The sequence below is a fragment of the Pseudomonas sp. LjRoot71 genome (assembly GCF_964253255.1).
Lineage (GTDB): Bacteria > Pseudomonadota > Gammaproteobacteria > Pseudomonadales > Pseudomonadaceae > Aquipseudomonas.
This window is the reverse complement of record NZ_CAXURA020000001.1, coordinates 1,036,617-1,055,359: the sequence shown is the minus strand read 5'-3', so window position 1 is coordinate 1,055,359 and position 18,743 is coordinate 1,036,617. Positions and strand designations below refer to the sequence as shown.

Sequence of the window (18,743 nt, the reverse complement as noted above, 5' to 3'; positions counted from 1 at the left end):
GTTATTTATCCACCAGGTAGCCGACGCCGCGCACAGTGCGGATCAGCTCGGGAAAGAATTTTTTTCGCAGGTGGTGCACGTGCACTTCCAGGGCGTTGCTCTCCAGCTCTTCGTCCCAGCCGTAGAGGGCCTGTTGCAACTTGTCGCGGGTCATCACCCGGCCCGGTTGGGCGAGTAACTCGTGCAGCAGAAGGAATTCCTTGCGCGGCAGATTGACCGCCTGGCCCTGGTAACTGACGGCCTGGCTGACCGGGTCGAGGCTGATGCCACGGTATTCCAGCGCCGGTTGTGGGCGGTTGAAGCTGCGCCGTAGCAGGGCGCGCAGGCGTGCCTTGAGTTCGGCGACATCGAAGGGTTTGACCAGGTAATCGTCGGCACCGGCATCCAGCCCGGCGATGCGGTCACTGGTCGAGTCGCGGGCGGTCAGTACCAGCACCGGCACCGGGTTGGCGGCTGCGCGCAGGTGTTTGAGCACTTGCAGGCCATCCATGCGCGGCAGGCCGAGGTCGAGGATCGCCAGCTCGAAACTTTCGCTGGTCAGGGCATGCAGCGCACTGCTGCCATCCTGCACCCAGTCGACGATGTAACCCTCGGGCTTGAGCGCCGTACGGATGCCCTCGCCGAGGGCCTTGTCATCTTCGACCAATAGAATTCGCATGTAGACATTCCCGGTTTGTCTATTTGAACCTTCAGGTGCGCCTGCCGTGCCGTACTGGCAGAGCAGGCGTCACGCAACAGCCTATCACTGCAACTCGGCGTTGACCTTGTTCAGCAAGACCTGAATTTCCTGCTTGCGGCCGACGTCCGCCGACTGCCGGTTGGGCCGTGGGGGCGCTTGCAGGGCTTTCTCCAGCGCTGCCTTGGCTTCTGCGAAGCGTTTGGCGCGGGCCAGGTAGTCGCCATAGAAGTAGTTGGGGTCGATGCCATCTGGGTTGATGGCCAGGGCCTGCTTGAGCATGACCTCGGCCTTTTCGTCATCACCAAAGCCCACCGGCCAGCCGGGCACCTGGTAGTACAGGCTGCCGAGGCTGGTGTAGGCGGAGCCGGACAGCGCCTTGGGGTCGAGCGCCAGGCCCTGTTCCAGACTGGCCTTGGCCTCTTTGACCAGGCCCAGCGCGCCCAGGCCGCCCTTGGCGCCGGCGTAAGTGCTGAGGATGATGCCGTTCCAGATCTGCAACTCGGCGGCGTTCGGCTCGGCGGCGACGGCTTGTTGCGCTTGCTTGCTGAGACTGGCGAAAGCGTTCTCGCGTTGTTCCTTGGGCAACTGGTAGTTGATCTCGGCCCAGCGGTCTTGCAGGTTTTGCAGCTGGGTCTGGCCCTGTTCGCTGAGGGCAAAGCTGGGCAGGCTGGTGAGGCAGAGCAGGGCGCAGGCGGCATTACGGAGCAGCTTCATCGGGGTGTCCTCTTAGGGTTTGCTTCGGGCAAAGCGCTGGATGATCGGCAGTTGTTTGCGCAGGGCCTGATCAACCAGGCGCGGCAGCAGGCTGTTGAGGCGTACGAAGAGTTGTTCCGGCCAGCCCAGGTAGCGCTCTTCCTCCTCGCGGCGAATGGCGGCCAGCAGTTGCAGGGCGACGCTGTGCGGGTCGTCCATGGCCACCTTGAGCTCGTCATTCATGGCCACCACATTGGCGGCGTTCATGCTGGTCTGGGTGGCGCGCGGGGCGAAGTAGAGAACCTTGACCTGGGTGTCGGCCAGCTCACGGCGCAGGGCTTCGGAGAACCCGCGCAGGGCGAATTTGCTGGCGCAATACGCGCTGAAACCGGGGTAGCCGATGGAGCCGAACGTCGACCCCAGGTTGACCACCAGGGCTCGGCCCTGTTGCCGCAGCAGCGGCAGCAGGCGGTGAGTCAGCTGCAAGGTGGCGGTTACGTTGAGTTCGATCAGCTCGGCGATGGCGGTTTCATCATGCTGCTCCAGCAGGCCGAAGTGATTGACCCCCGCAGCATTGATCAGCGTGTTGATGCCGCCAAAGCGTTGCGCGGCGGCGACCACGGCTTCACGCCCGCTGCGTTCGCGGATGTCCGCAGTCACCAGCGTGACTTTGCCGGCATGGGCTTCGGTCAGCGCTTGCAGGGGTTCGGGCTGGCGGCCAACCAGCAGCAGGTGGGCACCGTCGCACAGCAGTTCGGCGACCAGTGCTTGGCCAATCCCACCACTGGCCCCGGTGATCACGGCGCGGCATTCAGGAATGTTCATCGCTAGTCCTCAGGCGCTCAGCGGCAAGCTGCGGAACATATCGCCATACAGGCGGTAGACCACCTTGGCGGTGTGCACCACGGCGGCTTTGTCGTCGTCGTTGTCGAGCTGATTCATCAGTTTTTTGAAAAACTCGATGTGCTCCAGATCCAGGCTGCCGTGGGAGCTGAGGTAGCTGAACGCCTTGTTCGGCAGTTGCAGCTTGTCCTGGATCACCCCGGCCACCTGGGTGGCCAGGGCAATGCTGGTGCCTTCCAGCACATTGACCATGCCAAAGAAACTCACCGGGTTATGCCGCGCGATGCGGTCGTAGACGTAGCTGACCATCAGTTCGGTGGGCAGTTTGGGCGTGCCGTGGCGCACCGCTTCTTTATCGGCACCACACACGGCAATGTCATTGAGCACCCATTCCTGGTGGCCCGTTTCTTCCTCGATGTATTCGCCGATGGCTTCGCGCAGCCACTCCAGCCGCTCTGGCAAACGTGCGCCGCAGGCCATCAGCAATGGCACGGTGTGTTTGACGTGGTGGTAGGCCTCGGTAAGAAAGGCCACGTAGCTGTTCAGGCTGACGGTGCCGGCCATGGCTTGGGCAATGATCGGCGCGCTGAGCAGGTAGTTGCGTTCAGCGCTGGTTTGTTCAAGCAGGGATTCATAGAAGTTCATCACGCATCTCCGTAGCAGGTTTGCTGCGCCATCAACTGTTCGATGGCGTGCTGGTAGTGGTTAAGCAGGGCAGCGCGGCGCAGGCGGCCATTGCTGGTGGCCAGCTCGTTGCTGGTGCTGAAAGGGGCTGTGGCGCGCAGCCAGTGGTGCACGCGGGCGTAGTCGGGCAAGGCCTGGTTGGCGCTGGCCACGGCTTCAGCCAGTTGGCTGTCGCTGGTATTCGGGTAGCGCGGCACCAGCACGGCGACGTTGCCCGGCAAGGCCTCGCCGTATAGCCAGGCCTGGGCAATCGGCAGTTGCTGCACCAGCTCGGCCTCGACCCATTCCGGGTTGACGTTGCGGCCAAAGGAGGTGATGAACTGGTGTTTCTTGCGCCCGTGCAGCACCAGAAACGGCCCATCGAAATGCCCCAGGTCACCGGTGCCCAGCCACTCTGCATCAGGGCATGGTTCGCCCAGGTAGCCGAGCAGGCGTGGGCCTTTGACCAGCACCTCGCCGTCTGTGCCCAGGCGTACCTGCAGGTGCGGCAATGGCTGGCCGACGGTGCCGATGCGGCGGTTTTTCGGGGTGTTCAGGCACACCACCGAGGCGCACTCGGACAAGCCGTAGCCTTCGAATACCGGCAGCCCCAGAGCGTCGGCGCGTTGCAGCAACTGGCTGGCGACGCGGCCACCGCCGACGGCGATAAAGCGCAGGCAGCTCGGCACCGGCAGGCCGCGCTCGGCCGCACTGACCAGCGCCAGCAGCAACTGCGGCAGGAGGATCAGGCTATTGGGTTGCGCCTGGGCCAGGGCGCCGAGAAATCGCGGCAGGTCGAACTGGCTGGCCCCGAGTAGGCCGACCTGCGCCATCGGCATCAGCTCGATCCGCGCCCCGGCCAACAAGGGCGCATAAACCCCGGCGATATTCTCCAGCAGGGTGGCCAGCGGCAGGACGCACAGGTGGCGTTCGACCGCGCAGCTGGCGCTGGCCTGCACCAGACTGCGAGCCACCGCCAGTTGTGTGGCGATATCCAGGCATACGCCTTTGGGTTGCCCGGTGGTGCCGGAGGTGTAGGTGATCTTGCAGGTACCGACTGGCAGCGTGCTGACCTGCGCTCGTGGGCGTTGCAGCATGCCGGCCGCGCTAGGGTTGAAACCCAGTGCGCTGAACAGTGCAGTGTTCGGGCCGATCAGGCAGTCGATGCTGGCACTGTCGAGCACATGGGCCTGCTGGCCGCTGGAGAAGAAGCCCGGCAGCGGCACGCAAACCAGCCCGGCATGCAGGGTGGCCAGGTCCCAGAGCACCCAGTCGATGCCATTGTCCAGCGCCAGGGCAACGCGCCGCGCGCCACGCTCCAGCAGCAGTGCACTGCGCTGCTCGACCTCATGCAGCAACTGGGTGTAGCTCAGTTGCCACGGGCCTTCACGCAGGGCGCTGGTATCGCCGAGTTCGGCCAGGCGGTTGAACAATGATTCAGCGGCAGGCCACATCAGGCATGTCCTCCAGTGCATAGAAAGCGTGGTGAGCCAGGCGCGGGTAAGCACCCAGTTGCAGCAGGCGTTGGTGACCGGCGTAGATGTCGCCGGCCATCACCTGTGGTTGGTTGGCGTAGTAGCTGCCCCAGTCCGCCAGTTCATCCCCCACGCAATCCGGATTGGCCGGGCCCAGCGGTACGGGCGTCAGGCCCAGGCGCTGGAAGCTGTTGAGCAGAGCCAGGGTGCCGGTAAAGGTCACCCAGCGATAACCCAGTGCCACCAGCAGATCGGTCAGGGCGACGATCAGCAAACGCGCAGCGCCTGGGCTGCCCGCTGCCAGGTTGCCGACCTCGACCAGTTGTGCCCGCTGTGGTGCATTGGCCACCTGCCGGGCGGCAATCACCTGTTCTGCCGGTTGCTGCAGGTAACGTTCAAGAAACAGCGGGCCACTGGCAGCACCGCGCAGGCCTACCGCGCCGAGCAGTTGCCTGTCGCGATCTTCCAAACTGAGCAGACAGGGCATGAAATGGCGGATCCGCGCTTGATGCTGAGCGGCGAAGCGCTCGCCGATAAAGGCTTCAATCCCCGCTCGGCGTGGACTTTCGTGATTGGCCAGGTACAGGCTGAGCGGTTGCTCGCGGCCGATCTGTGCAAGTGCAGTGTTTTGATACACCCAAGGCAGCTCCATAAACGGAACCTCGTCTGTGAACTTGGGAGTGAGTGTCTGCCTGCAGGCTTAACGCCAAATTAAGTCGCAAAATATTCTGCGTAAGGTGGCTGCGGGCATTTCATCGCTTGCACTGCAAGCGCAACAGCCCATAGCCTGCTAGGCCTTGCCGGTAGATGGACTGCCGGCTGGATTTGCCCTGCTCTTAATCGCCAAAACGCTCGGAGATAGCTATGCCCCCTATGGATACTGAGCAACAACTGGCGGCCCGTCTGGCCATTCTGGAAAACCCTGACGCGCAGGACTGCACGGTGTATCGCGCCGATGACCAGGACCCGGAAGCCGAGGAAGTGGATCTGGGTGATGCCAAGGTGCTGTTCTGCGGCCCGTTCGAAGCCCCGGCCGATTGGGATGCTGCAGAGCGTGAAGATTATTTCGGCGACAGCGCGCCGGAGCTGTTCGTCAATGCGCGCATCGAGTGCGAAGCCAAGCCGGGTTCCAAAGGCCATTTCACCGTGGACATCGGTGATTACGTGGCCGCCCAGCCCGGCCTGGGTGAAGTCGTGATGTTCTATGTGCACGACTACCTGGAAGATGACAGCGGTTGTACCTATGTGCTGCTACGTGATGAGGAAGTGCTGGTGTAGCTGAGGGCACGCTAGCCTGCCGTTGTAGGGTGCGCGGCGCGCACCAGTCGCCTGCATTGATGGGCACGGCACACCCTACGCAGCGTTGGCTTGCTCGCGGTCGCGAGCGTTGTAGTACCGGGTTATTACCCGTTGCCGGCTGATCGGGATAACACTCTGTGCTTCTCAATTCATTGAAGGGAGCAGGCACATGGCAGCTAAGAAGATTCTCATGCTGGTCGGCGACTACGTCGAAGACTACGAAGTGATGGTGCCGTTTCAGGCACTGCTGATGGTCGGTCACCAGGTGCACGCCGTGTGCCCGGACAAGACCGCCGGACAGAGCGTGCGCACCGCCATCCACGATTTTGAAGGCGAGCAGACCTACAGCGAAAAGCCGGGGCACAACTTCGCCCTCAACTTCGACTTCGCTCAGGTCAAGGCTGAAAATTACGACGCCTTGTTGATCCCCGGTGGTCGTGCCCCGGAGTACCTGCGCCTGAACGCTCAGGTGCTGGCGCTGGTGCAGGCCTTCGACAAGGCCGGCAAGCCGATTGCGGCGGTTTGCCATGGCGCGCAACTGCTGGCCGCTGCTGGCGTGCTTCAAGGCCGTGAATGCAGTGCCTACCCGGCCTGTGGCCCGGAAGTCACCCTGGCTGGCGGGCGCTATATCGATATCGCCGTGGACCAGGCCCATGTGCAGGGCAATCTGGTCACCGCGCCGGCCTGGCCAGCGCACCCCAACTGGTTGGCCGCATTCCTCGGTCTGCTCGGTACACAGATCACGCTGTAAGAGCCTGTTTACGATCTTGCGAGCTAGAGCGATACAAGGCAAAAACAAGCGAGGAAGCGGAGTTTACGAGTGGTAAATGAGCATTCCGAGCTTGTTTTTAACGCAGTAGCGCCGACGCGCAGCAGATCGTAAACAGGTTCTAAACTGCCGGGGCCAGTCAGGCCCCGCATTTAGGGAGGTGAGCCGCCATGTGCGAGCTGTATGTCAAAGCCGATCCGATTCTCTACGAGTCCCGTGCCCGCTCGCTGCGCATCCGTGGCGTGGTCACCACCCTGCGCCTGGAAAACCAGTTCTGGGACATCCTGCGCGAAATTGCCGAAGTCGATGGCATGACCACCAATCAGCTGATCACCAAGCTGTATGACGAGGTGATGGACTACCGCGGTGAGGTGGTGAATTTCGCCTCGTTCCTGCGCGTCAGCTGCACCCGTTACCTCAGCCAGCGCCGTGCGCCGGCCGAGTTAAGTCTGGTGCGTTCGATCCAGGCTTAAACGCCAGTAGGGATGCGCAGTGCAGGGTCACCCAGCGGGTGGCTGAGCGCATCGAAAAAGCGCAGCTCCACCTGCTGTTCTGCGAACAGGCTGGCGTAGTGCTGCTTCTGCTGGGCGACAAACAGCGGGTTATGCGGATAGATCGAGATGGCCAGGGTTTTCACTCCGGCCTGTTGCAGTGCCTGGGTCAGGTGCTGATCCTGCGCCGCCAGGCTGTGGCCGAAGATACACAGGCTGTCCTTGGGCTGCGCCAGCTGGCTGTAGCAGAACGACAAGTAGTCAGAACTGCGGATGGCCTTGAGCTTGTCCGCGCTGCTGCCTTCATTGACGAACAGCGGAATATCGCCCAGCTGGTTGATGGCGAAACTGGCCAGCAAGGTGCTTTCCGATGAATTGAGAATGCGCGTGCTGCCGTCGATGTTCTTTACCAGATGCATGCCGCCGTGCAGATAGAGCATGCGCGTAGCATGGCCTTGGCGCTGGCTGTTGCCTGGGTCGAAGGTTGAATCCGCACCTCTGAACATGTCTTCAAACGCGTCCGGCGCCTGCATCACGGCCCAGTAGTTGAGCAGGTCGTAATTGCCGGAATACACCGTCTGGTACTGGCTAAGCGCACTGTTTATCTGCGCCAGACTGGTGGCCTGCATTTGGCTCCAGGGAATATGCACCGCGCGCACGGCGTGGATCAGCGCTTCCTTGATGGCGAAATAGCGATGGCGCGGCGACGAGGAGTTGATGGTCAGCGCGGCATTGACCCGGATGCTGTTCTTCAGCGCGCTGAGCACCTGCTCGAAATTGCTGGTATCCAGGGCGCGGAACACGCTGAGTTCGGTCGGGCTGAGTGGGCGATTGCGCGTGGTCTGCGCCTCGTCGAACAGCGAGAAGTAGGCAAACTTGCGCCATACCGCCAAGCTCGCGCCATTGCCGATCAGCAACTCGGAAAAACCGATGCTGCTGTTCAGGGTATTCCAGTCTTCCAGTTCGCCAGTAAATGCCGGGGTTTGCATGGTTGCTAGTTGTCGCTTTGGCCGTATCAGGGCGCGACTTTAACATGGGGCGCGACAACTGCCGGCTTGGCCGCTGCGGCCCATTGCACCGCCAGAATGCTGCCCAGCACCGCAACCAAGCCCAGCAGCGCCACGCCGGTGATGCTCTGGCCGAGCAATGCCCAGCCAAGAGTCACTGCCACCAGCGGGCTGAGCAGCCCCAATGACGACACCGCCACCGGCGCGAGGCGAGCGATGCCGCGAAACCACAGCACATAAGCCAGCAATGCGCCAAACAACGACAGGTAGGCATAGCCCAGCCACTGCATAAGGCTTAGCGGCGGCAGCGGCGGGTCAATCAGCCAGGCCACCGGCAGCAGGAACAAACCGCCAATCAGCAGTTGCCAACCGGTAAAGGCCAGCAGCGGCACAGTCGGTCGCCAGCGCCGCGTCAGGTAGGTGCCGCTCGCCATGCAGGCAGTGCCGATAAAGGCGGCGGCAATGCCGATTAGGTCCCAACTCGCTCCAGGTGCCAGCAGTAGGGCAGCCATGCCGGCAATCCCGATCACACTGGCAGCAACCGCCACAGACGCCGGCCTTTGACCATCCATCGACCACACCAGGCCCATCACCAGCAGCGGCTGAATCGCCCCGACCACCGCCGCCAAGCCACCCGGCAAACGGTACGCCGCGACAAACAGCAACGCCTGGAAGAAGCCGATATTCAGCGCCGCCAGCACCAGCAAACGCGGCCATTCGCTAGGCCGGGGCAGGTAGCGGCTGTACAGCACCAGCAGCAGACCGGCAGGCAGGGCGCGCAGTAGCGCGGCGGTAAACGGCCGATCGGGTGGCAGAATCTCGGTGGTGACGATATAGGTCGAGCCCCAGATGGCCGGCGCTAAAGCCGTGATCAACACATCCAGCCAGGAGCTACGCGATGTTGAGTGGTCCATGCATTTGTCTCGCATTCAAGATAAAATGCGAGGCTAATAGCGACTTGTCTTGAGTTCAAGATAAATTTCCAGAGGTAAGCCAATGGCAATTCAGCGACAGATGGATGCGGTCGATGCAATTCTTCAGCAGTGGCACCGCGAGCGGCCGGATCTGGATGTCAGCCCGATGGGCGTGATCGGCCGGCTCGGGCGCTGTGCGGCATTGTTGCGGCGTGAGCTGGACAAACTGTTCAGCAGCTTTGGCCTGACCGCCTGGGAGTTTGACGTGTTGGCCACCTTGCGTCGCTCCGGCGAGCCTTACCGCCTGGCACCGACCACACTGTTCTCGACCCTGATGGTCACCTCCGGCACCATGACCCGGCAGTTGCAGCAGCTTGAAGCCGCAGGTTGGGTCAGCCGCCAGGCCAACCCCAGCGACGCGCGCAGCCTGCTGGTGCAACTGACTCCGGCCGGCCTGGAACTGATCGACCGCGCGGTAACCGCGCATGTCGCCAATGAAGCGCGCCTGCTGGCGCCGATTGCCGCCAGCGAGTTGGCGCAACTGGAAGCGCGGCTATCCGAGCTGCTGGCGGTGCTGGAGCCGACTGGCGAGTGATTTTCTGCAAACCCGGCCATAAGCAGGCCTGGCGAATAGACGAGGTGAGTAATGAGCAATGAACTGGTGATTGAAGATATTCAACTGGGTGACGGCAAGGAAGTGGTCAAAGGTGCGCTGATCACCACCCAGTACAACGGATTCCTCGAAGATGGCCGCAAGTTCGACTCATCCTATGATCGCGGTAAGGCCTTCCAGTGCGTGATCGGCACCGGCCGGGTGATCAAGGGCTGGGACCAGGGCCTGATGGGCATGAAAGTCGGTGGCAAACGCAAACTCTTTGTTCCGTCGCACCTGGGCTATGGCGAACGTCAGTTCGGTGCGCATATCAAGCCGCATTCCAATTTGATTTTTGAGATTGAGTTGCTGGAAGTGCTGACGCGCGATGACTAGATAACTGTGAATCTGCAATGAGTTTCTGCTGCGGGTCTTTTTAGTTTGGTGAAGTCCAACACTGTTCAGTAAACCGCCGATTGGTCGACAATCGAGTTGCCCTCCTAGCTGCCGGCGTATCCACATGGATCAAATACTTTCCCTGCTGTCTGAAACCATCCCCAAAGCGCGAACGCTGGAGCAACTCACGCGCCCCTTGCTGGCCTTGCTCAGTCAGGTCACCGGAATGGAATCGACCTATTTGACGACCATTGATACCGAGGAAGGTGTCCAGCGGGTCGAGTTCGCCCGTAACGTGGGCGGCATGTTGATTCCCGAAGGGTTGGTCGTGCCGTGGGCCGATACGCTGTGCAAGCGGGCACTGGACGAAAACCGTATGTACTCGGACAACGTTGCTGAATGCTGGGGCGACTCGGAGGCCGCCGTCGCTCTGGGCATCAGAACCTATGTGAGTGCGCCAATCAGATCCGTGGATGGCCGGGTACTGGGCACCGTCTGTGCCGCGAGTTCGGATCAGGTGGCCCGTGCGCCGGATGTTGAGCCATTGCTGATGCTGCTCTCTGGGCTGCTGAGCTACTCCCTTGAGCGTGAAGTGCTGGTTGAGCAGCTGCAGGTTGCCAATGCCGAGTTGGCCACTCTGGCGCTGACAGATTCCCTGACGGGTTTGGCCAACCGCCGTGCCATCCTCAACGATGTCGCTCGCTTGTTAGTCCAGGCCCTGCGCGAACATTCGTACGTGCTCGTTGGGGTCATTGACCTGGATGGTTTCAAACTCATCAACGATACCTATGGCCACCAGGCAGGGGATGAGTTTCTCCGTGGCGTAGCCACCCAACTGCAGCAGCGCCTCCGAAGCAGCGACACCATCGGGCGCGTCGGTGGCGATGAGTTCATCGTGATTGCGGTGAGCACGCCAGCCAAACATCTCGACCTGGCGAGTGATATGCAAACTGCTGCCCATCTCATGCAGGATCGCCTGACCCAAGCGACGGTAGGTCGATATGAGTTGGGTAATGGGCTTGGCCATATCGACTATCCCGGCGCGAGTGTTGGGGTGGCGGCGGTGCTGCCGGGCAGCATGACTGCGGACGAGGCTGTCATGCTGGCAGACCGCGAGATGTACAAGGTGAAACAGCAGCGTAAACGTCAAAGGTTGTAGGGGCGAGGTCTATCACTACAGGTCGCTATAGCCATTGCAAACATTGGCGTATGGCCCTGTCTGTGCGTGTCTCAGAGCCGAGACACTAGACCCACTGATCATTGCGCTTGCGCCTTACCCGCAGCATGGTCGGCAGAATCAGCCCGGCAAGTAGCCCTGCACCGGCAATGCTGCCGCCGTAGGCCATATAGCGCATCAGCACTTGCTGGTTTTCCTCGCCGAGCTGCGCTTGCAGTTCACGTAATTCGGAGTTGGCTCGGCTCAGCTCGCTGTCCAGCGCCGAGCGCGCGGTTTGCAGTTCGTCGATCAGGCTTTTGCGTGAGTCGAGGGTTTCCTGCATGCCTTGCACGCGGGTTTTCCAGGTGTCGTTGATGCCTTCCAGTTCGCTGCTCAGTTGCGCCACTTGCTGTTCCAGCTGCGGTAGGCGCTCGGCTTGACCGGGTACTTGCTGCAGGTCGCGGTTGGCAATCCATACGGCGTTGCCGTTTTCACCACGCACCTGGCTGTAATCGCCGGAGGTTTGCAGCAGGGTAACTTTCTGCCCGGAAACCAGGGTGCCGACGATCCGGTAGCCGTCGGTTGGGCCGCTGCGTACATAGGTGTTCAGGTTGTCGCTGACCCAGCGTGCACTGCTGGCGGGCTCTTCTGCGTGTGCACTCAAGCTGCCGAGCAGGCAAACGCTCAGGGCGAGGTTATGCAGCGGGCGAGTACATGAGGGGAGGTGACGGGATAGGGACATGGGCTGTCTTCATATGGCAATTGAATGAAACCCTGCGGGCAGGTGCGATTAAAGGTCGGACAGGCACATTGCTGCGGGCAGATGAGCGATCTGGGGCGCTGCAATGCAGTGGCCTGCTGGGCAAATGGCCAGCAGATCCACCCTCAGTGGCCGACAGCAGACAGACCCGGACGACGTGCGGGGAGTTCACTGCGCAATCGCGGATAGGGATGAGTGGCCAGCAATAGGGGAGCGATTCATGCAGATAATTTGTGCGTTATAGCGGTAGAACGTATTGCCATTCGTCATGGCAGTGGTCGTGCGGCTAATTTTTTATTGATCTAAAGGATATTTTTATTATTCACTAAAAGCATTAATAGCGATTATCTGTGCTGTTTGCCCTGCCAGCGATAAACAGCACCGAGGCCATGGATGGTCTGGCAGTTCGCCTGCCGTTTGCGTGCGCCATTGTGGGGAGCGTCTGCGTCCCGTTGAGGTGCTTGTGTTTGCCATGTGCAGGGCTGGCAAACCACCCCAATCACCCATTGCAGAGGATTCTGAATGGAACACAACATCTCCTTGATCACCACCTTGGCAGGTGGTTTTGGTCTGGCGCTGATCTTCGGTTTTATTGCCGAGAAGATAAAACTGCCGGCGCTGATCGGTTATCTCTGTGCGGGCATTCTGCTAGGGCCGGCAACCCCTGGGTTTGTCGCGGACATTCAGCTGGCCGCGCAGCTTTCAGAAATCGGCGTGATGCTGCTGATGTTCGGCGTGGGTCTGCACTTCTCCCTCGACGATCTGTTGTCGGTAAAGAAGATCGCTTTGCCTGGAGCGGTGGTGCAGATGGGCCTTGCCACAGTGCTTGGCATGGCAGTGGCGCATTGGTGGGGCTGGAGTTTTGGTGCCGGGCTGGTGTTTGGCCTGTCACTGTCGTGTGCCAGTACCGTGGTGCTGCTCAAGGCGCTGGAGTCACGCGGCATTCTTGAGTCCATGAACGGGCGCATCGCCGTTGGCTGGCTGGTGGTCGAGGACCTGGTGACCGTGCTGGTGCTGGTTTTGCTGCCGCCTTTGGCCGGTGTGCTGGGGGGGACGCCTGTCGCCGAGATGGGCAGCGATCCGCTGTGGTACACCCTCGGCAAGACCCTGCTGCTGGTGGCGGTGTTTATCATGGTGATGCTGGTGGGCGGGCGACGTATCCTGCCCTGGATGCTGATGCATGTGGCCAAGACCGGTTCGCGTGAGCTGTTCACTCTGTCGGTGGTGGCGGCGGCGATTGGTATTGCCTATGGCGCGGCCGCGCTGTTCCAGGTGTCCTTTGCTCTGGGTGCATTTTTTGCCGGTATGGTGATGCGCGAGTCCGACCTCAGCCACCGTGCGGCGGAAGAGTCACTGCCGCTGCGGGATGCCTTTGCGGTGCTGTTCTTCGTCTCGGTTGGTATGCTGTTCGACCCACTGGTGCTGATCAAGGAGCCGCTGCATGTGCTGGCAGTGGTCGGCATCATCGTGATCGGCAAGACCCTGGCGGCTGCCGCGTTGGTGCTGGCCTTCCGTTACCCGTTGAATACGGCGCTGACCGTGGCAGCGAGCCTGGCGCAGATCGGTGAGTTCTCCTTCATCCTGGCCGGACTGGGCATGACGCTGGGCTTGTTGCCGCAGGAGGGCATGAGCCTGGTGCTGGCCGGTGCGCTGATTTCGATTGCCCTGAACCCGGCGCTGTTTGCCCTGATCAAGCCGCTCAAGGAGCTGGCGCTGCATCGCTCGGCCCTGGCGCGCAAACTTGAGCACCGCGAGGACCCATTGGCCGTGCTGCCGATGAGTACCGAGCACAAGTACCTCAAAGGGCAGGTCGTGGTGGTGGGGTATGGCCGGGTTGGGCGGCGGATTACCCGCAGCCTGGCCGAGCGCAATATTCCCTTCGTGGTGGTTGAGCAGAACCGTGAGCGCGTTGAACAGATTCGTGGGCAGGGTTTGGTGGCTGTAACGGGGGACTCGGCCGAGCCCGGTACGCTGATCCAGGCACATATCGCCGATGCGGCGATGCTGGTCATCGCCACCCCGGATCCGATGAACGTGCAGCGCATGGTGGAAACGGCGCGGGCGTTGAACCCGGATATCGACGTGGTGATCCGTACCCACAGCCCGGATGCGGTGGAGATGTTCCGCAAAGACGGTCTGGGACAGGTGTTCTTTGATGAAGAAGAGCTGGCCCGCGGGATGAAGGCGCACATTCTGTCGCGCTTCTCGCCACCGGCTGAGGCGGCGAGCAAGGCCCATTAACCGCTCCCCTTGAACAACAAACCCGGCACATGGCCGGGTTTGTTGTTTTTTGCTGCAAGGCTTACTTGATCTCGACGGCCAGGCTGTCGTGGATCTTCTTGTTCCAGATCGCTGGGCCGGTGATGTGCACGGACTCGCCCTTGGTGTCGACCGCCACGGTAACCGGCATGTCCTTCACGTCGAACTCGTAAATGGCTTCCATACCCAGTTCGGCGAAGGCCAGTACCTTGGACTTCTTGATCGCCTGGGCCACCAGGTAAGCCGCACCACCGACAGCCATCAGGTACACGGCCTTGTTGTCCTTGATCGCGTCGATGGCAATCGGGCCGCGCTCGGACTTGCCGATCATGCCCAGCAGGCCAGTGCTTTCGAGGATCTGGCGGGTGAACTTGTCCATCCGCGTCGCTGTGGTCGGGCCCGCCGGGCCTACCACTTCGTCACCGACCGGATCGACCGGGCCGACGTAGTAGATAAAGCGGCCTTTGAGGTCCACCGGCAGCTCTTCGCCCTTGTTCAGCATGTCGACCATGCGCTTGTGCGCGGCGTCGCGGCCGGTAAGCATCTTGCCGTTGAGCAGCACGGTTTCGCCCGGCTGCCAGCTCTGCACCTCTTCCGGGGTGATGGTGTCGAGGTTGACGCGGCGCGCGCTTGGGCCCGCTTCCCAGACGATTTCCGGGTAAGCGTCCAGGTCCGGTGCTTCCAGTTCGGCTGGGCCGGAGCCGTCCAGCACGAAGTGGGCGTGACGAGTGGCGGCGCAGTTGGGGATCATGCACACCGGCAGCGAGGCGGCGTGGGTCGGGTAGTCCATGATCTTCACGTCGAGCACGGTGGTCAGGCCGCCCAGGCCCTGGGCGCCGATGCCCAGCTGGTTAACTTTTTCGAACAGTTCGAGGCGCATTTCCTCGATCTTGTTCTGCGGGCCACGGGCTTTCAGCTCATGGATGTCGATGGACTCCATCAACACTTCCTTGGCCATTACTGCGGCCTTCTCGGCGGTGCCGCCGATGCCGATGCCGAGCATGCCTGGCGGGCACCAGCCGGCGCCCATTTCCGGGACAGTCTTGAGTACCCAATCGACGATCGAGTCGGACGGGTTGAGCATGGCCATCTTCGACTTGTTTTCGGAGCCGCCACCTTTGGCCGCGACGTCCACTTCCACCTTGCCGCCAGGGACGATGGAGTAGTGGATGACCGCCGGGGTGTTGTCCTTGGTATTTTTACGCGCACCGGCCGGGTCGGCCAGGATCGAGGCGCGCAGGACGTTTTCCGGCAGGTTGTAGGCGCGGCGTACGCCTTCGTTGATCATGTCGTCGACGCTCATGGTCGCGCCGTCCCAGCGTACGTCCATGCCGACGCGGATAAACACGGTGACGATGCCGGTGTCCTGGCAGATCGGGCGATGGCCGGTGGCACACATGCGCGAGTTGATCAGGATCTGCGCCATGGAGTCGCGCGCGGCCGGGGATTCTTCCTTCAGGTAGGCCTCATGCATGGCCTGGATGAAATCCACGGGGTGGTAATAGGAGATGAACTGCAGGGCGTCGGCGACGCTCTGAATCAGGTCGTCTTGCTTGATCACGGTCATGCTTGGCGCTCCTTTTTGTAGGGCTAGGAGTAGGGCAGGAACTTCGAAGAGCGCAAGGGCACGGCCCGGCGCAGGGCTATCAAGGTCAAAGGGCAAGGCCAAAGGACAAGATAAAAAGGCGCAGCAGTATACCGCGCACGCCGCCAGGCGGACACCTGTACGGGCCTCGACCATGGTCGCTGATCGTTTTCCCGAGCCGACTAAATGACGCGGGCACGGCCTAGGCATTTTGTGATCACAGGGGTACAGTGGCGGCTAGATGCCAGCATGGGATGGAGCCCATTTCCCCATGAGTCTAAGCAGCCCAAAGGGTGCCCAGCGAACGCTGCAAAGTCTGCTGCTGAAGCGTTTCGGCATGGCAGCGGCTACCTATGGGCTGACCGGGCTGCTGTGCTGGATTGGGGTATTGGCTGGGCTGTTTCATGCCACGCCATTCACTGCCGTGAGCCTGACTGTGCTGGCGGCCATCAGCCAACTGGCATTTCTCGGGCTGTTCCTCTCGCGCGCCAACCTGCGTTTTGCCGACCCCAGCCTTACCGAAGCGCAGGTGCTGGTGGCGCTGTCCTGGCTGACAGTGCTGCTGGCGCTGTTCAATGAAGGCCGTGGCAGCATGCTGGTGCTGTACATGCTGATTCTGCTGTTCGGGGTATTTCAGCTGCCGCCCCGGGTGTTTGCCCGCTGCGCGCTGTTCGCCTTCTTCGGTTTTGCCGGGCTGAACCTCTATGAGGCCTACACCTTCCAGCTGAGTGCCCCGCGTGTGGCGTTGATGCAGGTGTGTGTGCTGGCCGGCGTGCTGATCTGGTTGTGCCTGTTTGCCAGTTACGCTCAAGCCATGCGGCAGCGCATGCGCCAACGGCGTTTTGCTCTGCAAGCGCACCAGGACACCCTGCGCGGCATGATGCGTCAGCTGGAAGACCTGGCGGCCACCGATGAGTTGACCGGCCTGTGCAACCGTCGACACTTCCTGCGCCTGGCCAGCCGCGAGCTGGACAACCTGCGCCACGACCGCCAGCATGGCCTGGCGTTGCTCGACTTGGACCATTTCAAACGCATCAATGATGTGCACGGCCATGCTGCTGGCGACCGTGTACTGCAAACCTTTGCCGCCGTGGCCCGCGCCTGTCTGCGTGATGGCGACGTGGTGGCCCGTTATGGCGGTGAGGAATTTGTGCTGTTGTTACCCAATACCGAAGCCGATCAGTTCACCGCCTGCTGCGAGCGCCTGCGCGAAGCCTTTAGCCGCGCCGAACCGCTGGGCGTGAAGGTGGAGAGCCTGAGCGTGTCCATCGGCATGACCCTGCTGACCATGCATGATGACCTCGATGACGCCCTGCAACGTGCCGACCAGGCGCTGTACCAGGCTAAGCGCAACGGCCGTAATCGCTGTGCCGCGACCTGGGAGGACGTGGATGCCTGAGTTGCGGGTCGCTGAGCACTGCCTTGACGTTGCGATCGCCACCAATCTGCTCGATAGCCTGCTGACGGCTGGCATCGCCGTGCCTTACAGCTGCCGCGCCGGCAGTTGCCATGCCTGCCTGGTGCGCTGTGTGGCCGGCGAACTGCACGATGCCAAGCCCGAGGCCCTGGATGCCGCGCAACGTCATCAGGGTTGGCGACTGGCTTGCCAATGCCAGGTGATGAGCGATGTACAGGTCGACGTGTTCGATCCGCAGCGTGATGCTGCGCCCGCGCTGATTCACAGCTGCGATTGGCTGAGTGCGCATGTGCTGCGCCTGCGCCTGACCCCACAGCGGCCGCTGCGCTACAGCGCCGGCCAGCACCTGCAACTGTGGACCGAGAGCGGTATTGCCCGACCCTATTCGCTGGCCAGCCTGCCTGGCGAAGACCCCTGGCTGGAATTGCACATCGATTGTCGTCAGGGCGGTGCCTTTGCCACGGCGGCGCGGGCCTTCCAGGCGGGTGATAGCCTGCGTCTGGGCGAGCTGCGCGGCGGTGCCCTGCATTACGACCCGGATTGGCAGACCCGTCCGCTCTGGCTGTTGGCCGCCGGCACCGGGCTGGCGCCGCTGTATGGCGTTTTGCGCGAGGCACTGCGCCAGGAACACCAGGGTGCTATCCGGCTTATTCACCTGGCCCATGATGCCGCTGCGCATTACCTGGCCGAGCCGCTGCGGGTGTTGGCGGCCCGCCATCCGCAGCTGCAGGTCGAGCTGGTTTGCGCGGCCGAGTTGCCGGCTGCTTTGGCCGAACTACGCCTTGTTTCGCGGCAAACCCTCGCCTTACTCTGCGGCCACCCCGACAGCGTCGAAACCTTTGCGCGCCGCCTGTATCTGGCGGGTGTACCGCGTAGCCAGGTTTTTGCTGACGTCTTTTTGCCCCACGCGCGCTAGCCGTTCAGGTTTTCAGCTCGCGGGTGGCCTGCCGTGAGGAATGATGATGAGCGAGCACCTGCTGGTTGAGCGTGAACAAGGCCTGCTGACCCTGCGCATGCACCGTCCCGACAAGAAAAATGCCCTGACCCGCGCCATGTACAGCGGCATGGCCGAAGTGCTGGTGCAGGCCGATCAGGATAAAAGCGTGCGCGCCGTGCTGATTACTGGCGGCGACAGCTGCTTTACCAGCGGCAACGATGTCGCCGACTTTATCCAGGCACCGCCCACCGGGCTGAACAGCGAAGTGTTCCAGTTTATGCAAGCGCTGTTCGAGTTCAGCAAACCGGTAGTGGCTGCGGTTAACGGCCCTGCCGTGGGCATTGGCACGACCATGCTGCTGCATTGCGATCTGGTCTACGTTGGCCGCGATGCCACGCTAAAGATGCCTTTCGTCAACCTGGGCCTGTGTCCCGAGTACGGCTCCAGCCTGATCCTGCCGCGCTTGCTCGGTCATGCCCGCGCTGCCGAATTGTTGCTGCTTGGGCAGAGCTTTACCGGTGAGCAGGCCGCAACCTGGGGCATCGCTAATCAGGCGTTGGAGAGCGGTGAGGCAACTCTGGCCAAGGCCCGTGAAATGGCGATGCGCTTTCAACAGTTGGCTCCAGCGGCAGTGGCCGATAGCAAACGTCTGATGCGCGCGCCGGATCGCGAGCAACTGCGCCGAGTGATCGAGGAAGAGGGCGCATTGTTCGGCCAGCGCCTGCGTTCGCCGGAAGCCATCGAGGCGCTGACGGCCTTTATGCAGCGGCGTACACCGGACTTCAGCAAGTTTGCCTGATGCCTTGAA

20 protein-coding genes are annotated in these 18,743 nt (G+C 61.8%); 10 read left to right on the top strand and 10 right to left on the bottom strand.

Annotation, left to right across the window (positions count from 1 at the left end; all coding sequences use genetic code 11):
- Position 1: 1 nt before the first annotated feature.
- The 6 genes from ACSQ17_RS05055 to ACSQ17_RS05030 form a co-directional block, all read right to left on the bottom strand.
- On the bottom strand, positions 2–658 hold the full coding sequence (locus ACSQ17_RS05055) for a response regulator (protein ID WP_436067837.1): 657 nt from the start codon (positions 656–658) through the stop codon (positions 2–4).
- Positions 659–742: 84 nt separating this feature from the next.
- Positions 743–1,393 carry a tetratricopeptide repeat protein gene (locus tag ACSQ17_RS05050; RefSeq protein WP_436067836.1) on the bottom strand — a complete coding sequence of 217 codons (651 nt, stop codon included), beginning with the start codon at positions 1,391–1,393 and terminating at the stop codon, positions 743–745.
- A 12-nt stretch (positions 1,394–1,405) separates the two neighbouring features.
- Positions 1,406–2,197, bottom strand: coding sequence for an SDR family oxidoreductase (locus ACSQ17_RS05045; protein WP_436067835.1), 792 nt, complete (start codon positions 2,195–2,197; stop codon positions 1,406–1,408).
- Positions 2,198–2,206: 9 nt separating this feature from the next.
- Entirely contained in the window at positions 2,207–2,860 is a 654-nt protein-coding gene (locus tag ACSQ17_RS05040; protein WP_233686534.1) for a TenA family transcriptional regulator, read from the bottom strand.
- On the bottom strand, positions 2,860–4,332 hold the full coding sequence (locus ACSQ17_RS05035) for an AMP-binding protein (protein WP_436067834.1): 1,473 nt from the start codon (positions 4,330–4,332) through the stop codon (positions 2,860–2,862). The genes ACSQ17_RS05040 and ACSQ17_RS05035 overlap by 1 nt, the downstream gene beginning before the upstream one ends.
- A complete protein-coding gene (locus ACSQ17_RS05030; RefSeq protein WP_436067833.1) occupies positions 4,316–5,005 on the bottom strand; it encodes a thermostable hemolysin in 690 nt (229 codons plus the stop codon). The genes ACSQ17_RS05035 and ACSQ17_RS05030 overlap by 17 nt, the downstream gene beginning before the upstream one ends.
- A gap of 212 nt (positions 5,006–5,217) precedes the next feature.
- Between ACSQ17_RS05030 and ACSQ17_RS05025 the strand changes: the two genes are divergently transcribed.
- The 3 genes from ACSQ17_RS05025 (at position 5,218) to ACSQ17_RS05015 (ending at position 6,894) form a co-directional block, all read left to right on the top strand.
- Positions 5,218–5,631: a hypothetical protein gene (locus tag ACSQ17_RS05025; protein ID WP_436067832.1), complete on the top strand. Its 414-nt coding sequence runs from the start codon at positions 5,218–5,220 to the stop codon at positions 5,629–5,631.
- A gap of 190 nt (positions 5,632–5,821) precedes the next feature.
- Positions 5,822–6,403: a DJ-1/PfpI family protein gene (locus tag ACSQ17_RS05020; RefSeq protein WP_436067831.1), complete on the top strand. Its 582-nt coding sequence runs from the start codon at positions 5,822–5,824 to the stop codon at positions 6,401–6,403.
- A 188-nt stretch (positions 6,404–6,591) separates the two neighbouring features.
- Positions 6,592–6,894, top strand: a complete 303-nt coding sequence (locus ACSQ17_RS05015; protein WP_436067830.1) for a ribbon-helix-helix domain-containing protein — start codon at positions 6,592–6,594, stop codon at positions 6,892–6,894.
- Here ACSQ17_RS05015 and ACSQ17_RS05010 read toward each other — a convergent pair.
- Both ACSQ17_RS05010 and ACSQ17_RS05005 read right to left on the bottom strand, forming a co-directional pair.
- A complete protein-coding gene (locus ACSQ17_RS05010; protein ID WP_436067829.1) occupies positions 6,891–7,901 on the bottom strand; it encodes a DUF4917 family protein in 1,011 nt (336 codons plus the stop codon). The genes ACSQ17_RS05015 and ACSQ17_RS05010 overlap by 4 nt on opposite strands.
- 26 nt (positions 7,902–7,927) lie before the next feature.
- Positions 7,928–8,833: an EamA family transporter gene (locus ACSQ17_RS05005; RefSeq protein ID WP_436067828.1), complete on the bottom strand. Its 906-nt coding sequence runs from the start codon at positions 8,831–8,833 to the stop codon at positions 7,928–7,930.
- Positions 8,834–8,915: 82 nt separating this feature from the next.
- Between ACSQ17_RS05005 and ACSQ17_RS05000 the strand changes: the two genes are divergently transcribed.
- The 3 genes from ACSQ17_RS05000 (at position 8,916) to ACSQ17_RS04990 (ending at position 10,980) form a co-directional block, all read left to right on the top strand.
- On the top strand, positions 8,916–9,428 hold the full coding sequence (locus tag ACSQ17_RS05000; protein ID WP_090255268.1) for a MarR family winged helix-turn-helix transcriptional regulator: 513 nt from the start codon (positions 8,916–8,918) through the stop codon (positions 9,426–9,428).
- Between the two features lie 51 nt (positions 9,429–9,479).
- Positions 9,480–9,821 carry an FKBP-type peptidyl-prolyl cis-trans isomerase gene (locus tag ACSQ17_RS04995; RefSeq protein ID WP_090255266.1) on the top strand — a complete coding sequence of 114 codons (342 nt, stop codon included), beginning with the start codon at positions 9,480–9,482 and terminating at the stop codon, positions 9,819–9,821.
- Between the two features lie 124 nt (positions 9,822–9,945).
- The gene (locus tag ACSQ17_RS04990) at positions 9,946–10,980 is read left to right on the top strand and encodes a sensor domain-containing diguanylate cyclase (protein WP_436067827.1); all 1,035 of its coding nucleotides are present in this window, start codon (positions 9,946–9,948) and stop codon (positions 10,978–10,980) included.
- An 85-nt stretch (positions 10,981–11,065) separates the two neighbouring features.
- Here ACSQ17_RS04990 and ACSQ17_RS04985 read toward each other — a convergent pair whose 3' ends face one another.
- Positions 11,066–11,719 carry a TIGR04211 family SH3 domain-containing protein gene (locus ACSQ17_RS04985; RefSeq protein WP_436067826.1) on the bottom strand — a complete coding sequence of 218 codons (654 nt, stop codon included), beginning with the start codon at positions 11,717–11,719 and terminating at the stop codon, positions 11,066–11,068.
- A 540-nt stretch (positions 11,720–12,259) separates the two neighbouring features.
- Between ACSQ17_RS04985 and ybaL the strand changes: the two genes are divergently transcribed.
- The gene (gene ybaL / locus ACSQ17_RS04980; RefSeq protein WP_436067825.1) at positions 12,260–13,978 is read left to right on the top strand and encodes a YbaL family putative K(+) efflux transporter; all 1,719 of its coding nucleotides are present in this window, start codon (positions 12,260–12,262) and stop codon (positions 13,976–13,978) included.
- 61 nt (positions 13,979–14,039) lie between these two features.
- Here the strand turns inward: ybaL and ACSQ17_RS04975 are convergent, their stop codons facing one another.
- Positions 14,040–15,563 carry a fumarate hydratase gene (locus ACSQ17_RS04975; RefSeq protein WP_436067824.1) on the bottom strand — a complete coding sequence of 508 codons (1,524 nt, stop codon included), beginning with the start codon at positions 15,561–15,563 and terminating at the stop codon, positions 14,040–14,042.
- A 289-nt stretch (positions 15,564–15,852) separates the two neighbouring features.
- On the opposite strand from ACSQ17_RS04975, the gene ACSQ17_RS04970 reads away from it, so the two are divergent.
- From ACSQ17_RS04970 to ACSQ17_RS04960, 3 genes are read left to right on the top strand one after another with little or no spacing between them, the layout of a single operon-like run.
- The gene (locus tag ACSQ17_RS04970; RefSeq protein WP_436067823.1) at positions 15,853–16,980 is read left to right on the top strand and encodes a diguanylate cyclase domain-containing protein; all 1,128 of its coding nucleotides are present in this window, start codon (positions 15,853–15,855) and stop codon (positions 16,978–16,980) included.
- On the top strand, positions 16,973–17,914 hold the full coding sequence (locus tag ACSQ17_RS04965; RefSeq protein ID WP_436067822.1) for an iron-sulfur-binding ferredoxin reductase: 942 nt from the start codon (positions 16,973–16,975) through the stop codon (positions 17,912–17,914). Before ACSQ17_RS04970 ends, ACSQ17_RS04965 begins: the two co-directional genes overlap by 8 nt.
- Before the next feature lie 46 nt (positions 17,915–17,960).
- On the top strand, positions 17,961–18,734 hold the full coding sequence (locus tag ACSQ17_RS04960) for an enoyl-CoA hydratase (RefSeq protein ID WP_233686519.1): 774 nt from the start codon (positions 17,961–17,963) through the stop codon (positions 18,732–18,734).
- Positions 18,735–18,743: the final 9 nt, after the last annotated feature.

Bases quoted from the DNA above. Each gene is read 5' to 3' on its own strand.
- ACSQ17_RS05050 (WP_436067836.1), bottom strand. From the start codon at position 1,393: ATGAAGCTGCTCCGTAATGCCGCCTGCGCCCTGCTCTGCCTCACCAGC.
- ACSQ17_RS05040 (WP_233686534.1), bottom strand. From the start codon at position 2,860: ATGAACTTCTATGAATCCCTGCTTGAACAAACCAGCGCTGAACGCAAC.
- ACSQ17_RS04995 (WP_090255266.1), top strand. From the start codon at position 9,480: ATGAGCAATGAACTGGTGATTGAAGATATTCAACTGGGTGACGGCAAG.
- ybaL (WP_436067825.1), top strand. From the start codon at position 12,260: ATGGAACACAACATCTCCTTGATCACCACCTTGGCAGGTGGTTTTGGT.
- ACSQ17_RS05045 (WP_436067835.1), bottom strand. From the start codon at position 2,197: ATGAACATTCCTGAATGCCGCGCCGTGATCACCGGGGCCAGTGGTGGG.
- ACSQ17_RS05000 (WP_090255268.1), top strand. From the start codon at position 8,916: ATGGCAATTCAGCGACAGATGGATGCGGTCGATGCAATTCTTCAGCAG.
- ACSQ17_RS05030 (WP_436067833.1), bottom strand. From the start codon at position 5,005: ATGGAGCTGCCTTGGGTGTATCAAAACACTGCACTTGCACAGATCGGC.
- ACSQ17_RS04975 (WP_436067824.1), bottom strand. From the start codon at position 15,563: ATGACCGTGATCAAGCAAGACGACCTGATTCAGAGCGTCGCCGACGCC.
- ACSQ17_RS05020 (WP_436067831.1), top strand. From the start codon at position 5,822: ATGGCAGCTAAGAAGATTCTCATGCTGGTCGGCGACTACGTCGAAGAC.
- ACSQ17_RS04960 (WP_233686519.1), top strand. From the start codon at position 17,961: ATGAGCGAGCACCTGCTGGTTGAGCGTGAACAAGGCCTGCTGACCCTG.
- ACSQ17_RS04970 (WP_436067823.1), top strand. From the start codon at position 15,853: ATGAGTCTAAGCAGCCCAAAGGGTGCCCAGCGAACGCTGCAAAGTCTG.
- ACSQ17_RS05035 (WP_436067834.1), bottom strand. From the start codon at position 4,332: ATGTGGCCTGCCGCTGAATCATTGTTCAACCGCCTGGCCGAACTCGGC.
- ACSQ17_RS04985 (WP_436067826.1), bottom strand. From the start codon at position 11,719: ATGTCCCTATCCCGTCACCTCCCCTCATGTACTCGCCCGCTGCATAAC.
- ACSQ17_RS05025 (WP_436067832.1), top strand. From the start codon at position 5,218: ATGCCCCCTATGGATACTGAGCAACAACTGGCGGCCCGTCTGGCCATT.
- ACSQ17_RS04965 (WP_436067822.1), top strand. From the start codon at position 16,973: ATGCCTGAGTTGCGGGTCGCTGAGCACTGCCTTGACGTTGCGATCGCC.
- ACSQ17_RS05015 (WP_436067830.1), top strand. From the start codon at position 6,592: ATGTGCGAGCTGTATGTCAAAGCCGATCCGATTCTCTACGAGTCCCGT.
- ACSQ17_RS05055 (WP_436067837.1), bottom strand. From the start codon at position 658: ATGCGAATTCTATTGGTCGAAGATGACAAGGCCCTCGGCGAGGGCATC.
- ACSQ17_RS05005 (WP_436067828.1), bottom strand. From the start codon at position 8,833: ATGGACCACTCAACATCGCGTAGCTCCTGGCTGGATGTGTTGATCACG.
- ACSQ17_RS04990 (WP_436067827.1), top strand. From the start codon at position 9,946: ATGGATCAAATACTTTCCCTGCTGTCTGAAACCATCCCCAAAGCGCGA.
- ACSQ17_RS05010 (WP_436067829.1), bottom strand. From the start codon at position 7,901: ATGCAAACCCCGGCATTTACTGGCGAACTGGAAGACTGGAATACCCTG.